Source organism: Mycolicibacterium austroafricanum, from assembly GCF_902705885.1.
GTDB lineage: Bacteria > Actinomycetota > Actinomycetes > Mycobacteriales > Mycobacteriaceae > Mycobacterium > Mycobacterium vanbaalenii_A.
Genome location: NZ_CACSIP010000005.1, coordinates 93746 through 109522 on the forward strand (window position 1 = coordinate 93746; position 15777 = coordinate 109522).

The 15777-nt window shown below is 68.4% G+C and carries 10 protein-coding genes; 8 read left to right on the forward strand and 2 right to left on the reverse strand.

Annotation, left to right across the window (positions count from 1 at the left end; translation table 11 throughout):
- Window positions 1-24 precede the first annotated feature (24 nt).
- On the forward strand, window positions 25-1509 hold the full coding sequence (locus BEMPMBAN_RS05295; protein ID WP_159229343.1) for a carboxylesterase/lipase family protein: 1485 nt from the start codon (window positions 25-27) through the stop codon (window positions 1507-1509).
- Between the two features lie 34 nt (window positions 1510-1543).
- Here the strand turns inward: BEMPMBAN_RS05295 and BEMPMBAN_RS05300 are convergent, their stop codons facing one another.
- Window positions 1544-2050, reverse strand: coding sequence for an SRPBCC family protein (locus BEMPMBAN_RS05300; protein ID WP_159229344.1), 507 nt, complete (start codon window positions 2048-2050; stop codon window positions 1544-1546).
- Window positions 2051-2174: 124 nt separating this feature from the next.
- Here BEMPMBAN_RS05300 and aspS point away from each other — a divergent pair, with 124 nt between their 5' ends.
- The 7 genes from aspS (at window position 2175) to BEMPMBAN_RS05335 (ending at window position 13086) form a co-directional block, all read left to right on the forward strand.
- Window positions 2175-3950, forward strand: a complete 1776-nt coding sequence (aspS, locus tag BEMPMBAN_RS05305; protein ID WP_159229345.1) for an aspartate--tRNA ligase — start codon at window positions 2175-2177, stop codon at window positions 3948-3950.
- Window positions 3947-4396 (forward strand): nitroreductase family deazaflavin-dependent oxidoreductase, encoded by a 450-nt coding sequence (locus BEMPMBAN_RS05310; RefSeq protein ID WP_159229346.1) that lies wholly within the window; start codon window positions 3947-3949, stop codon window positions 4394-4396. The genes aspS and BEMPMBAN_RS05310 overlap by 4 nt, the downstream gene beginning before the upstream one ends.
- A gap of 115 nt (window positions 4397-4511) precedes the next feature.
- On the forward strand, window positions 4512-4979 hold the full coding sequence (locus tag BEMPMBAN_RS05315) for a winged helix-turn-helix transcriptional regulator (protein WP_159229347.1): 468 nt from the start codon (window positions 4512-4514) through the stop codon (window positions 4977-4979).
- Between the two features lie 74 nt (window positions 4980-5053).
- Window positions 5054-8377, forward strand: coding sequence for a transglutaminase family protein (locus tag BEMPMBAN_RS05320; protein ID WP_159229382.1), 3324 nt, complete (start codon window positions 5054-5056; stop codon window positions 8375-8377).
- A complete protein-coding gene (locus BEMPMBAN_RS05325; protein WP_159229348.1) occupies window positions 8377-11079 on the forward strand; it encodes a circularly permuted type 2 ATP-grasp protein in 2703 nt (900 codons plus the stop codon). Before BEMPMBAN_RS05320 ends, BEMPMBAN_RS05325 begins: the two co-directional genes overlap by 1 nt.
- On the forward strand, window positions 11076-12008 hold the full coding sequence (locus tag BEMPMBAN_RS05330; protein ID WP_159229349.1) for a transglutaminase family protein: 933 nt from the start codon (window positions 11076-11078) through the stop codon (window positions 12006-12008). The genes BEMPMBAN_RS05325 and BEMPMBAN_RS05330 overlap by 4 nt, the downstream gene beginning before the upstream one ends.
- Window positions 12001-13086 (forward strand): zinc-binding metallopeptidase family protein, encoded by a 1086-nt coding sequence (locus tag BEMPMBAN_RS05335; RefSeq protein WP_159229350.1) that lies wholly within the window; start codon window positions 12001-12003, stop codon window positions 13084-13086. Before BEMPMBAN_RS05330 ends, BEMPMBAN_RS05335 begins: the two co-directional genes overlap by 8 nt.
- A 116-nt stretch (window positions 13087-13202) precedes the next feature.
- Here BEMPMBAN_RS05335 and BEMPMBAN_RS05340 read toward each other — a convergent pair whose 3' ends face one another.
- Entirely contained in the window at window positions 13203-15767 is a 2565-nt protein-coding gene (locus tag BEMPMBAN_RS05340; protein WP_159229351.1) for a PEP/pyruvate-binding domain-containing protein, read from the reverse strand.
- Window positions 15768-15777: the final 10 nt, after the last annotated feature.

Here is a 15777-nt window from a genome sequence, read left to right on the forward strand (position 1 = left end):
GCTTCGCACACTACGATTTGTCGTGTGGCAGTCGTTGCCGGACATGGCGCCGTCGTCCAGACCGCATCGGGAGACCTGCGCGGCGACACCGAGGGAGGTATCGGCGTCTGGCGCGGCGTGCCCTACGCCGCGCAGCCGGTCGGGCAGCGGCGGTTCCTCGGCCCCGGTCCTCTCGAGCCGTGGTCGGGGGTTCGTGACGCACTCGAGCACGGGCCGCTGCCGCCGCAGACGAAATCGTTTGTCGGCGGCGGCCGGGACGACCCCAAGGTGCGCGACGAAGCCTGTCTCACCCTGACCGTGTGGTCGCCGGACACCACCGGTTCCCTGCCGGTGATGGTGTGGATCCCCGGCGGGGCGTTCGTCTACGGCGCGGGCCAGTTCCAGCTGTACAACGGGTCCCGATTGGCCGCCAACGGCAACGTCGTCGTGGTCAACGTCACCTACCGGATCGGCGTGTTCGGCGGGTTCGAACTCGGGGACCTCGGTGAGGGATTCGACGACAACCTCGCACTTCGCGACCAGATCGCGGCGTTGCGCTGGGTGCGCGACAACATCGCCGCGTTCGGCGGCGACCCGGATCAGGTCACGGTGTTCGGCGAATCCGCAGGGGCGACATCGGTGCTGGCCCTACTCGCCAGCCCGGCGGCGGACGGACTGTTCCACCGCGCGATCGCCCAGAGCCCGGCGCTGCCGCTGATCGCCGACCGGGAGGTTCGGGCGGCTCGCGCCCACGAGTTCCTGGCGCGGCTCGGGGTGAGCGCCGCCGAGGTCAAGGGGTTGCCGCAGCGGCAACTGCGCCGTGCCGCGGGCGTGCTGCAGATGAAGAGTTCGTCGATGACGCCGACGCTGGCCTACGGATTGACACACGGCACGGACCTGCTGCCCCGTCATCCGGTCGACGCCGCCAGAAGTGGCCGGCTGGCGCGGATGCCGTTGATCATCGGCACCAACAGCCACGAGGCCTCGATGTTCGCCTGGACCAAGCCGCCGATGCTGCCCACGACCCGCTCGTCGGTGGACGCATACTTCGCCCGCGTCGCTCCCGACGCCAAAGATCCTGTGTTGCAGGCATATCCAGACTATCCGCGGCGCCGTGCCCTGATCGACCTCGGGTCCGACGTGATGTTCGGCGGCCCGGCCTGGGCGTTCGCCGACGCATACAGCACCCATGCGCCCACCCGCATGTACCGCTTCGACCACTTCGGGTTGAGCCTGCGCGTGCTGGGGCTCGGCGCCACCCACGGCAGCGAGATCGTGCACGTGCAGCACAGCTACGCGTCGTTCATCGGCCGCAAACTGCATCCACTCGGTCGGCGACTACAGCCGTCGGTGGGACGTCGGATGCAGCGTGCCTGGCTGGACTTCGCCCACGCCGACGGGATCGACGAGGCGGACTGGCCCGTCTACGAGACCGGACGCCGACGCACCCGGCTCATCCTGACCGCGCGTGACGTCGTCGCCGAGGATCCCGACGCGGTCCGCCGGACAGCGTGGGCGCTGCTCTACTGAGACCGCGGTACGGCGAAGCGCTCGTCGGTACCGTTTACTCCTCGCGCAAGCGCTCGTCGGTGTAACGGCGCAGGTTGTGCAGGAACCGCTGGAACATCCAGCCCATCACGGGCTGTCCGGCGAACAGGCCGAACCGCCCCGCAAGACCGTGCGGTTTCATCGCCATGATCCAGGTGAGGTGACAACCCTGGGCCGTCGGTACCACGTGGTAGTCCTCGGCGAAAGCGGCGACAGCGCTGGTGGTCGATTCGTTGAAGCGAAACGCCATCCGGGTGAACGGTTCCCAGGCCAGGAACTCTTCGTCAGCGGTGATGCCACCGCGCATGTCGACGGTGCGGGTGGTGCCGACGCCGCGCGGCTCGGGACTGGTCCAGGTCACGTTCGTGATGACGCTGGCCCACTGCGGCCAGGAGGTTGCGTCGGCGAGCACCTCGAAGAGCTGCTCCGGGGTGATCGCCAGGTCCACGGTGCTGACGAAGCGATACGGCGCGCTGTCGACAAAATCCAGGCCGACGCGTTCGCAGGGGTGACGCTTCGCCATCGGACCGCACCTTTCGTTGCTCCAGTGCTCACTGGACAGATCACGATAGCTGTCTGGTCAGTGCGCCGGACGTCGCCCCTTAGACTGAGCAGTCGTTTCCAGGACCCGACTCGAGGAGTACTTCGTGCTGCGCACCCGCACCGCCGGATCGTTGCGCGCCGCCGACGCCGCCCAGACCGTGACACTGGCCGGCTGGGTGGCGCGGCGTCGCGACCACGGCGGCGTCATCTTCATCGACCTCCGGGACTCTTCGGGGGTGGCGCAGGTGGTGTTCCGCGAAGGTGAGGTGCTGGCCCAGGCCCACCGGTTGCGCTCGGAGTTCTGCGTCACCGTCACCGGCGTCGTCGAGGTCCGGCCGGAAGGCAATGCCAACCCCGAGATCGCCACCGGCGACGTCGAGGTCAACGCCACCTCGCTGACGGTGCTGGGGGAGAGCGCCCCGCTGCCGTTCCAGCTCGACGAGACCGCCGGCGAGGAGGCGCGCCTCAAATACCGCTACCTCGACCTGCGCCGTGAGGGGCCAGGACAGGCGATTCGGCTGCGGTCCAAGGTGAACGCCGCGGCGCGCGGTGTGCTGGCCGACCACGATTTCGTCGAGATCGAGACCCCGACGCTGACCCGCTCCACGCCGGAGGGCGCACGCGACTTCCTGGTGCCCGCTCGGCTGCAGCCGGGTTCGTTCTACGCGCTACCGCAGAGCCCGCAGCTGTTCAAGCAGCTGCTCATGGTGGCCGGAATGGAGCGGTACTACCAGATCGCGCGGTGCTACCGCGACGAGGACTTCCGCGCCGACCGTCAGCCCGAGTTCACCCAGCTGGACATGGAGATGAGTTTCGTCGACGCCGACGACGTCATCGCGGTGTCCGAAGAAGTCCTCAAGGCACTGTGGGCGCTGATCGGCTACGACCTGCCGCTGCCGATCCCGCGCATCAGTTACGCCGAGGCGATGCGCCGGTTCGGTTCGGACAAGCCGGACATGCGGTTCGGTCTGGAGCTCGTGGAGTGCGCCGACTACTTCTCCGAGACCCCGTTCCGGGTGTTCCAGGCGCCCTACGTCGGGGCTGTGGTGATGCCGGGCGGCGCCTCGCAGCCGCGGCGCACCCTCGACGGTTGGCAGGAGTTCGCCAAGCAGCGCGGCCACAAGGGGCTGGCCTACGTGCTGATCGGCGACGACGGCGAGCTGGGCGGACCCGTCGCCAAGAACCTCTCCGACGCCGAGCGCGAAGGGTTGGCCGCGCACGTTGGCGCCAATCCGGGAGACTGCGTGTTTTTCTCCGCCGGGTCGCCGAAGTCGGCTCGTGCCCTGCTGGGAGCCACCCGCATCGAGATCGCCAAGCGGCTCGACCTGATCGACCCGGCCGCCTGGGCCTTCGCCTGGGTGGTGGACTGGCCGCTGTTCGAAGCAGCCGACGAGGCGTCGGCTGCCGGCGATGTGGCCGTGGGATCCGGGGCGTGGACGGCGGTGCACCACGCGTTCACCGCGCCGAAGTCCGAGNCGGAGGCCACCTTCGACACCGATCCCGCATCCGCGCTTGCCGACGCCTACGACATCGTCTGCAACGGCAACGAAATCGGCGGCGGTTCCATCCGCATCCACCGCCGCGAGGTCCAGGAGCGGGTGTTCGCGATGATGGGCATCGCCAAGGACGAAGCCGAGGAGAAGTTCGGATTCCTGTTGGATGCCTTTACTTTCGGTGCGCCACCGCACGGCGGCATCGCGTTCGGCTGGGACCGGATCGTGGCATTGCTCGCGGGCCTGGACTCCATCCGAGAGGTGATCGCGTTCCCGAAGAGCGGCGGCGGGGTGGATCCGCTGACCGAGGCGCCTGCACCCATCACCGCCCAGCAGCGCAAGGAATCCGGAATAGACGCCAAGCCGGAGAAGCTGGAGAAGTCATGACCGAACCTGACAAGGACAAGCTTGTCGCGGACACCGCGGCGCTCGACGACTTCAACCGCGCCATCGTCGCCGAGTTCCGGGCCAACGGCGGCAAGGTGGGTGGGCCGTTCGAGGGTGCCACGTTGCTGCTGTTGCACACCACCGGCGCCAAGACGGGCAAGGCCCGCCTCTCGCCACTGGCCTACCTCACCGTCGACGCCAAGATGCTGATCATCGGGTCCTACGCCGGCGCGCCGAAGGACCCCGCCTGGGTGCACAATCTGCGTGCCCATCGGCGGGCGCACGTCGAGGTGGGCGCCGAGGCTTATGACGTCGACGTGCGCGAGCTTCCCGTCGACGAGCGCGAGGCCACCTACCCCAAGATCACCGAGCTGGCGCCGGTGTTCGCCGAGTATCAGGCCAAGACCGGGCGACCCATCCCGCTGTTCGAGCTGACCCGCATCTAGCCCGTCCCACCGCCGGAACGGTATTCCAGCAGCGAGTTTCTCGAGTTTTCACTGCTGGAATACCGTTCCGGCGAGATCTGGGTATAGCTGCAGCAACCCAGGGTAGAGTGAATCCATGACTGTGCTGCAGGGTGGCCTGGTCGACAGGGATTCCTGGTCGGCGGTGGGCCAATGTCCGATCGAGAAGACCATGGAACTGCTCGGTGCCAAATCCGCGATGCTCATCCTGCGTGAGGCCTACTACGGCACCACCCGATTCGACGACTTCTGGCGCCGCGTCGGCGTCACCAAGGCCGCGGCGTCGGCGCGGCTGGCCGATCTCGTCGAGGCCGGCCTGCTGCAGCGGCGACCGTACCGCGAGCCGGGTCAGCGCAGCCGCGACGAATACGTGCTCACCCCTGCGGGGGTGGATTTCATGCCGGTCGTGTGGGCGATGTTCGACTGGGGGCAACGACACCTGCCGGCGCCGGCACCGCTACGGCTGACGCATGAGGGCTGCGGCGCCGACACCGCCGCGGTGCTGCGCTGCGAAGAGGGTCACGTGGTGCCGTTCGAAGAACTCGGGGTCCGGTTCCGCCGGTAGGGTCGAACTCATCCGGCGCGCACAGACGAGACGCGATCTGCATCGCCGTCCCGGGTGTGATGGGATTTGACGTTATGGGTATCAAGGTGGCGCTGGAGCACCGCACCAGCTACACGTTCGACCGCCTCATCGAGGTCTATCCACACGTGGTCCGGCTGCGCCCGGCCCCGCACTCGCGCACCCCCATCGAGGCCTACTCGCTGCAGGTCGACCCCGCCGACCATTTCGTGAACTGGCAGCAGGACGCGTTCGGCAACTTCATGGCCCGGCTGGTCTTCCCGACCCGCACCCGCAGCCTGACCATCACCGTGGGGTTGATCGCCGACCTGAAGGTGATCAACCCGTTCGACTTCTTCATCGAGGAATACGCCGAGTGCGTCGGCTTCGAGTACCCCAAGGCGCTGGCCGACGATCTCAAGCCCTATCTGCGGCCGGTCGACGAGCACGGCGAGGACTCGGGCCCGGGTGACCTCGCCGAGGCGTGGGTGCAGAACTTCTCGGTCGCACGGGGCACCCGCACCATCGACTTCCTGGTCGCGCTCAACCGTGCGGTGAACGCCGACGTCGGCTACAGCGTCCGGATGGAGCCGGGCGTGCAGACCCCGGATTTCACATTGCGGACCGGGATCGGGTCCTGCCGGGACTCGGCGTGGCTGCTGGTGTCGATCCTGCGTCAGATGGGTCTGGCGGCCAGATTCGTCTCCGGGTACCTGGTCCAGCTGACCTCCGACGTCGAAGCGCTCGACGGGCCGTCGGGCCCGGCGGCGGATTTCACCGACCTGCACGCGTGGACCGAGGTGTACATCCCGGGGGCCGGGTGGATCGGTCTGGATCCCACGTCGGGCCTGTTCGCCGGTGAGGGGCACATCCCGTTGTCGGCCACCCCACATCCCGAATCCGCCGCGCCGATCACCGGCTCGACCGAACCGTGTGAGACCACGCTGGAATTCACCAACGTGGTCACCCGGGTGCACGAGGACCCGCGCGTCACACTGCCCTATACCGACGAGTCGTGGGCGGAGATCAACGCACTCGGCGCGCGGGTCGACGAACGCCTGGCCGCCGGGGACGTCCGGCTCACCGTGGGAGGCGAACCCACCTTCGTCTCGATCGACAATCAGGTCGACCCGGAATGGACGACCGACGCAGACGGCCCGCACAAGCGGGAACGCGCCTCGGCGCTGGCGGCGCGGCTGAAAGCGTTGTGGGCTCCCCAGGGTCTGGTCCAGCGCAGCCAGGGCAAGTGGTATCCGGGAGAGCGGCTGCCGCGTTGGCAGATCGGGCTGTTCTGGCGCGCCGACGGAGTGCCGCTGTGGACCGACGAGGCGCTGCTGGCCGACCCGTGGGCCGAACACCCGGACGTGCCGTCGCTGGACCCGGATGCCGCTCGTCAGCTTCTGGGCGCCGTCGCCGAGAATCTGGGGCTTCCCGACAGTCAGGTCCGCCCGGCGTTCGAGGACCCGCTGAGCAGGTTGGCCGATGCGCTGCGGTTACCCGAGGGTGATCCGGTTGCCGGCGAGGACGACCTGGCCGCCGACAGCCCGCAGGCCCGCGCGGAGCTGCTGGCTCGTCTCGAGTCTCCGGTCACCGAGCCTGCCGCGTATGTACTCCCACTGCACCGCCTCGAGGACGGGTCGGCCTGGGCCAGTGCCGACTGGAGGTTGCGCCGGGGACGCATCGTGCTGCTCGACGGTGATTCACCCGCGGGCCTGCGACTGCCGCTCAAGTCGATCAGCTGGGAACCGCCGCCGGTGACGTTCGACCCCGATCCGATGGAATCGCGTTCCGCGGTGCGGGACCCGGCCGGTGCCGGGGGCGATGCGGTGGTGATCGAGGACGCCGACCCCATGCCGACCACCGCGCTTGTCGGCGAGATCCGCGAAGGCATCCTGTACGTGTTCCTGCCGCCCACCGAGGAACTGGACGACTTCGTCGACCTGATCCACCGGATCGAGACCGCCGCGGCGAAGATCGGCTCACCTCTGGTGGTCGAGGGCTACGGTCCTCCGACCGATGCCCGGCTGCAGTCGATGTCGATCACACCGGATCCGGGCGTCATCGAGGTCAATGTGGCGCCGACGGCCAGCTTCGCCGAGCAGCGTGAGCAACTCGAGGGTCTGTACGCCCAGGCCCGCCTGGCGCGACTGTCCACCGAGGCCTTCGACGTCGACGGCACCCACGGCGGGACCGGCGGTGGGAACCACATCACCCTCGGCGGCATCACCCCGGCCGATTCGCCGCTGCTGCGGCGTCCCGATCTGCTCGTCTCGCTGCTGACCTACTGGCAGCGTCATCCCTCACTGTCGTACCTGTTCGCCGGACGGTTCATCGGCACGACGTCGCAGGCGCCCCGCGTCGACGAGGGCCGTCCGGACTCGATCTACGAACTCGAGATCGCGTTCGCCGAGATCGAGCGGCTTTCGAAATCCGAAGGTGGTCCGAAGCCCTGGATTCCGGATCGTGCCCTGCGGCACCTGCTCACCGACATCACCGGCAACACCCATCGCGCTGAGTTCTGCATCGACAAGCTCTACAGCCCGGACAGCGCCCGCGGCAGGCTCGGTCTCCTCGAGTTGCGCGGGTTCGAGATGCCGCCGCACTACCAGATGGCCATGGTGCAGTCGCTGCTCGTGCGGTCTCTGGTGGCCTGGTTCTGGGACGAACCGCTGCGTGCCCCCCTCATCCGTCACGGCGCGAACCTGCACGGTCGGTATCTGTTGCCGCACTTCCTGATCCAAGACGTTGCCGAGGTGGCCGCCGACCTGCGGGCACACGGCATCGATTTCGACACCAGCTGGCTGGACCCGTTCACCGAGTTCCGGTTCCCGCGCATCGGGACCGCGGTGTTCGGCGGTGTGGAGATCGAGTTGCGCGGCGCCATCGAGCCGTGGAACGTGCTGGGCGAGGAGTCCACCGCGGGTGGCACGGCCCGCTACGTCGACTCCTCGGTCGAACGGATCCAGGTCCGGCTCATCGGCGCCGACCGGCAGCGCTACATCGTCACCGCCAATGGTCACCCGATTCCGATGCTGGCCACCGACAACCCCGACGTCCAGGTCGGCGGGGTGCGCTACCGCGCCTGGCAGCCTCCCAGCGCGCTGCACCCGACGATCACCGTCGACGGGCCGCTGCGATTCGAGCTCATCGATTCCGCTTCCGGGGTGTCCCGGGGCGGCTGCACCTATCACGTGTCGCATCCGGGTGGGCGGGCCTACGACGCTCCACCGGTCAACGCCGTCGAGGCGGAGTCGCGGCGCGGTCGCCGCTTCGAGGCAAGTGGTTTCACGCCGGGCAAGGCCGACCTGGCCGGTCTGCGGGAGAAGCAGGCACGTCAGTCGACCGATGTGGGCGCGCCGGGGATCTTGGATCTGCGGCGAGTGCGTACCGTGCTGCAGTAATGGCACTTCCCGCAACAGGTCCGGCACCCCGATCCGGTGCCGGGTCCATCGAGTTCGACAACCCGCTGGCGCCCTACCGCACCATGCGGGCCCAGCCGGCGCTGTTCGACGTCCAGCCGACCCCGCGGGACCCGGCGCCCGGCTACGACGAATTCGTCGACGAAGCAGGAGACGTTCGGCCCGCCTGGCAGGAACTCGCCGACTGCCTGGACGAGCGCGGCCGCGGCGGACTCGACCGGCTACGGGCTGTGGTGCGCAGCCTGGTGGACAACGACGGCATCACCTTCATCCAGGTCGATCACAACGGCGAGGCGATCACCAACGGGGACGGTACGGCGGTGCCGGGACCCTGGCAGCTCGACGCGCTGCCGCTGGTGATCTCCACGACGGACTGGGAGACGCTGGAAGCCGGGTTGGTGCAGCGTTCGAGGCTGCTGGACGCCGTATTGACCGACCTCTACGGGGAGCGGCGCTCGATCATCAGTGGGGTGCTGCCACCTCAGCTGCTGTTCGCCCATCCCGGCTATGTGCGGGCGGCCCACGGCATCGAGGTGCCGGGTCGCCACCAGCTGTTCCTTCATGGATGTGACATCAGCCGGGCCTCGTCGGGTGAGTTCCTGGTCAACGCCGACTGGACGCAGGCGCCCTCCGGCGCCGGGTACGCGCTCGCGGACCGGCGTGTTGTCGCGCACGCCATCCCGGACCTGTACGAACAGATCGGGCCGCGCCCTGCCTCACCGTGGGCTCAGGCGCTGCGGTTGGCGCTGGTCGACGCCGCGCCCGAGTCGGCCGAGGAGCCGGTGGTGGTCGTACTGAGCCCCGGCATCTACTCCGAGACCGCCTTCGACCAGGCGTACCTGGCCAGCGTGCTGGGCTTTCCGCTGGTCGAGAGTGCCGATCTGGTGGTCCGCGACGGCAAGCTGTGGATGCGGTCGATGGGCACGCTGAACCGGGTGGACGTGGTGCTGCGCCGGGTCGACGCCGACTTCGTCGATCCGCTGGACCTGCGTGCGGACTCCCGGCTGGGAGTGGTGGGCCTGGTCGAGGTGCTGCGCCGCGGTGCAGTGACGGTGGTCAACACCGTCGGCAGCGGCGTGCTGGAAAGCCCCGGACTACTGCGATTTCTGCCCGAACTGGCCGAGGAGTTGCTCGGGGAGACGCCGCTGCTGCAGACCGCGCCGGTCTACTGGGCCGGGATCGACGTGGAGCGCTCCCATCTGCTGGCCAACCTGTCCTCCCTGCTGATCCGGCCGGTCACCGGGGGCGAACCGATCGTCGGCCCGGAACTGTCGGCCGGTCAGCTGAAAGAACTGGCGGCACGCGTCGAGGTCGAGCCATGGCGGTGGACGGGTCAGGAGCTGCCGCAGTTCTCTTCGGCCCCTTCGGATTACCGCCCCGGCGGGTTGTCGTCCGCCAGCGTCGGGATGCGTCTGTTCACGGTGGCACAGCACAGCGGCTACGCGCCGATGATCGGTGGCCTCGGCTACCTGCTGGCATCGGGAACCGCGGCCTACCGCCTCAACACTGTTGCAGCCAAAGATATCTGGGTACGGACGCCGACGCGGGTGACGGCAGAGGTCGCGACGGCGCCGCAGGTCGAGGCGCTCGAGCAGGCCGAGGTCGTCGAGCTGCCGTCGTTGGTCACCTCGAGTCCGACGCATGAGATCAGCTCGCCGCGCGTGCTGTCCGACCTGTTCTGGATCGGTCGGTACGCCGAGCGCGCGGAGAACATGGCCCGGCTGTTGACGGTCACCCGCGAGCGCTATCACGAGTATCGGTATCGGCGCGCGTTGGCCGGCAGCGAATGTGTCCCGGTACTGCTGACGGCACTGGGCAGGATCACCGGGACCGACACCGGCGCCAGTGGGGACTACGCCGAGATGGTGGCGACCGCACCGACCACTCTGTGGTCGCTGACCGCCGATCGGTACCGCCCCGGATCGCTGGCCCAGTCCGTGGAGCGGCTCAGCCTGGCCGCCCGGGCGGTTCGTGACCAGATGTCCAACGACACCTGGATGGTGCTGTCCGCACTCGAGCGCGCGCTGCTGCACGGCTCCGAGACCCCGCCGGACTCCCGGGCCGAAGGTGATGCGTTCCTGTCGTCGACGAACACCCTGACGCTGGCCGGCATGCTTGCGCTGTCGGGGGTGGTCGCGGAATCGATGGTTCACGACGTCGGTTGGACGATGATGGACATCGGCAAGCGGATCGAGCGTGGGCTGGCGCTCACCGCGTTGCTGCGTGCGACGCTCACGAAGGCGCGGCTACCCGACGCAGAGCAGACGATCACCGAGTCGACGCTGATCGCGTGCGAATCGCTGGTGATCTACCGCAGGCGGAATCCGGGCGTGGTCAGCATCGCCAGGGTGGCCGAGCTGGTGCTGTTCGACGCCGACAACCCGCGTTCGCTGGTGTATCAGCTGGAGCGACTGCGTACCAACCTCAAATCCCTGCCCGGGGCCTCGGGATCGTCGCGGCCGGAACGGATGGTCGACGAGATCGCCACCCGGCTGCGCCGCATCGAGCCGGCCGAGCTGGAGGAGGTCACCTCCGAGGGTGCGCGCGACGACCTCGATGGACTCCTCGCGGGCATCCACCGCGACCTGCGTGAGCTGTCGGGCGTCATCACCGCCACCCACTTGTCGCTGCCCGGCGGTATGCAGCCGCTGTGGGGTCCCGACGCACGACGGGTGATGCCGTGACCGCGTTCCCGGACGGCCCCACCGCATCGAAGACGAGCCGCTGCTACGAGGTCACCCACCGCACCGAGTACCGGTACTCCGACGTGGTCACCAGTTCCTACGGCCGCGGTTTTCTCACCCCGCGGGACTCCGCGCGCCAGCGGTGCCTGTTCCACGAGTTGGTGATCGAACCGGAGGCCGCCGACAGCTCCACCAGCCGCGACGCGTACGGCAACCTGAGCTCGTACTTCCACGTCACCGAGCGGCACCGCAAGCTCCGCATCACCAGCCGCTCGGTTGTCGAGGTCGATCCGCCGCCACCGGACCTCTATCAGGGCCCGTCGGCCGTGGCGCCCTGGGAGATCGCGCGCCCGGTCGGCACAGACGGGGCACTGGCCACCGAGTTCACGCTGGACCTGCAACCCCCGGAGATCACCGAGGAACTGCGTGCCTACGCCGCACCGAGTTTCACCGCCGGTCGGCCGCTGATCGAGGTGCTGTGCGACCTGACGTCGCGGATCTACACCGATTTCACCTATCGATCGGGATCGACGACGGTGTCGACTCAGGTGAGCGAGGTTTTGGCGGCGCGCGAAGGGGTATGCCAGGACTTCGCGCGGCTCGCGATCGCCTGCCTGCGTGCCAACGGTCTGGCCGCCAGCTATGTTTCCGGTTACCTGGCGACCGACCCTCCGCCCGGGAAGGAGCGCATGGTGGGGATCGACGCGACACACGCCTGGGCGGCGGTGTGGACGCCGCAGAACCTCTGGCTCGGCCTGGACCCGACAAACGACCAGATGGTCGACGAGCGTTACGTCACAGTGGGGTTCGGTCGTGACTACGCCGACGTGCCCCCGCTGCGCGGCATCATCTACACCGACTCGGAGCGAAGCGTCATCGACGTCGCCGTCGACGTGGCGCCCTGCACCCGGGGAGTGCTCGATGCGTGACTTCAATTGTCCCAACTGCGGTCAGCGATTGTCCTTCGAGAACTCGGTGTGCCTGAATTGTGGTAGTGCACTGGGCTTTTCGCTTGATGACGTAGCGCTTCTGGTCATCGCGCCGCCGGCAGAGAGTGAGCACGCCGGGGCCGTCGACGATCGTCAGTACCAGCTGTGCGCGAACCTGCACCTGGCCGAATGCAACTGGCTGGTGGAAAAAGGACCGGTCGCCAGGCTCTGCGCATCCTGTGCGCTGACCCGCACCAGGCCCAACGACGCCGACACCGTGGCGCTGGCGTCGTTCGCGGCGGCCGAGAAGGCGAAACGCCGGCTGATCGCCGAGCTGTACGAGCTGAAGCTGCCGATCGTCGGCCGTGACCAGGATCTCGAGTTCGGTCTGGCCTTCGACCTGCTGTCCAGTCAGTTCGACAAGGTTTTCACCGGCCATGACAACGGGGTGATCACACTCGATCTCGCCGAGGGGGATGACGTCCACCGTGAACAGCTGCGCATCTCGATGGACGAGCCGTACCGTACGTTGCTCGGTCACTTCCGCCACGAGATCGGGCACTACTACCAGTACCGGCTGATCGGGACCTCACCTGACTACCTGCAGCGCTACCACGACCTGTTCGGCGATCCCAACGCCGACTACCAGGCCGCACTCGACCGGCACTACAGCCAGGGTGCGCCGGCGGGGTGGGAGGACGACTATGTGTCCTCTTACGCGACGATGCACCCGGCCGAGGACTGGGCCGAGACGTTCGCCCACTACCTGCACATCCGCGACACCCTCGACACCGCAGCCGCATTCGGGATGGCCGCCGCGAGTGCCACCTTCGAGCGTAAGGTGCTCGGGCCCAGCGGCTTCGACACCATGATCGAGATGTGGCTGCCGCTGGCGTGGGCGCTGAACATGGTGAACCGGTCGATGGGCAAGGACGACCTCTATCCGTTCGTGCTGCCGCCGGCGGTGTTGGAGAAGATGCGCTTCATCCACACCGTCATCGACGAGATCACCTCAAGCCCCGCCAAACTCGCCGAGGTCGGCGCGCCGGTGCAGGACCAGGCTCAACAACTGAACTAGGCATCGAGATCCGGTGCCCCCGCCACCCGTTGATGTGGCTGCCATCGTCTCGCTGAGGACACCGCCGCCGCGCCGACCGCGCGGCCCGATTCACAATCAGCTTGTCGGACAACCTGTCACGAACATTCTCCGGCGCAGGCGATCTCCGGCTCCAGCAGCGTGACGGCCCCCGTGGTGCCGTCGACACGGACCCGCGCTCCGGTGTGCAATCGTGTCATCACCTCCGCGATCCCGGCCACAGCGGGGATGCCGTACTCCCGGGCCACCAACGCACCGTGTGACACCACCCCGCCGACCTCCATCACCAGTGCCCCGGCGAGCAGGAAAAGCGGGGTCCAGCCGGGATCGGTGCTGGCCGCGACGATCACCTCACCCGTCTGCAACTTCGCGCCCACCGGCGAGTCCAGCACCCGCACCGTGCCTTCGTGCACCCCTGGTGACAGCGGGGTGCCGACCAGCACCTCCGAGTCCCCGGTGGGCGGCGATGCCGCCGACCCGTAGACCGCCTCGCCGTCACTGGTCAGCACGCGTGGGACGAGGCGACGGCTCAGCTCACGCTGGAACGTGCGACGGTTGCTCCGGGCGAGTGCACGGACGTCGCGCGGCTGACCGGCCAGAGCGGCGCGCACGTCGGCACCGTCGAGGAAGAACACGTCCTCGGCATCGTCGAGCAGGCCGCGGTCGACCAGCGTGGCAGCACAACGTTTCAGGGTGCGCCGGCCCAACGCCATCGCGCGCACCATGTCGAACTTGGGTCGCTCGCGAAGCCCGCCGAGCTCGCGGTGGCGGCCGAGCAGGATTCTCAACACCGCAGCCCGCAGCGGACCCTTCGTCCGGCGCACGTTGGAAACCAGCGTTGCGGCAGCCGCGGCGGCCTGCTCCGTGCCGGTCTCGAAGGTGTCCAGTGCACCCGAATGCAGATAGCCGTCGACGAGTTCCATCACGTACGTCGGGTCGTCGGCGAGGCGGGGTAGACCCAGATCGATCTCCCGGTCCGGGGCGCGATGCCCGAAGGTGTCCAGGAATTCCGCCACGCCTGGGCTGGCCGCGCTCGGCTCGACGCCGGCCGCGGCGTGTTGGCGCGCGATTGTGGCAAGCGCGGCCCCCATGGCGATGGTCGGGTCGTGCGGCAACCACCGCAGCACCGGCTCGAACCCTTGGGACGAGCCCAGCCAGCGGCGCACCAGTCGCTCGATGACGGCGCGTGTCAACCACTCGCCGTACGCGGCAGCCAACTCGTCCAACAACATCTCGCACGTCGCCGCGGGCAGACTGCGTTCGACGAAGTCCAGCTGTTGTGTCGGCGAGGACAATTCGTCGGCGTGCCGTTCCAGCTGCTCCAGCGCTGCGTCTGCGCCCGAGATCAGGCGGCGGCGTGCGTGGGCCGGTGCGGCAACGGATGCCACCACCCCCGACAGCAGGGACGGGATCCAGATGGCCAGACCGCGGGGAAGCATTGCCCTGCCCGGCGGTGCCAGGCGACCGCTGTTCTGCGACAACCACTTCCGCAACGCCAGACTCCCGGTCGGGTCCTTCAGTCCGAAGTTGGCCACCATCCGCGCCGCCAGCCGGGGCCGCTGCAGGACGGGTGTGGCGTCGAGGAACATGCGGTTCGCCACGATCGGCAGCCAGTCGGGCGGGCTGTCGATCTCCCGGGGGCGCCGCCCCGAGGCCCAGAAGCGGAACCAGCCGCTGACCATCGCCCGGAAGAACGTGTTACCGGCAGGGGTCATCGGCTCGGCGATGCCCTGGGCGAACAGCATGACCGGCACGTACACCCGTAGCCCGGGCCCGGTGGCCGGTGGCACCGGGAACAGTGACGTGATCGGCCTGGACTGCAGCAGCCAGCAGCGTCCGTCGTGCACGGCCCACTCGACATCCTGTGGCACTGCGAAGATCCGGGCCGCACGCAACCCCAGATCAACCAGGGTGTCGAGTTGTTCGGGTGTGAGCCATGGGCGTCGTGGACCGGACATGATCGCGCGCGTGGGTGCGTCGACGATCCAGCGGTCCGGGGTGGTCGCGCCGCTCACGACCGCATCGCCGAGTCCGGCTGCAGCCTCGATGACGACGTGATCACGCCGCCCGGACATCGGATCCGCCGTGAACAGCACGCCGGCCACCTCGGCGGGCACCATGGGCTGCACCACGACGGTGACTGAGAGGTTCTCGTGTCCGATGCCCTGATGATGCCGGTAGGCGATGGCGCGCGCGGTCCACAGCGACGACCAGCACGTGCGCACCGCGTCATACAGGGCTTCCGTGCCAACGACATTCAGTTCTGTGTCCTGTTGGCCGGCGAAGCTGGCCTCGGGAAGGTCCTCGGCCGTCGCCGAGGAGCGAACAGCCAACGGAGTGTTGCCTAGCGCGCTGTGTGCGGTCGCGATCTCAGCGCGCAGCCCGTCAGACATCGGTACCGATTCGAAAGCCTGGCGCAGGCGTGCGGATGCGGCGTCGACGGCATCCGGGTCGGTGTCCAGGTGAGCCATCTCCCGCCGGATCAGGGTGTCGAGATGATGGTCACGGACGAAGGCGCGGTAGGCGACCGTCAGCACCACAAAGCCCGGCGGCACCGGCAGACCGGCCTGCACCATCACGGCGAGGTTGGCGCCCTTGCCGCCGGTGCGACTGGGATCGGCTGCCTCGGCGTCGGTCAGCCGGCAGATCCACGCGACGGTCATGCCTCGCGAA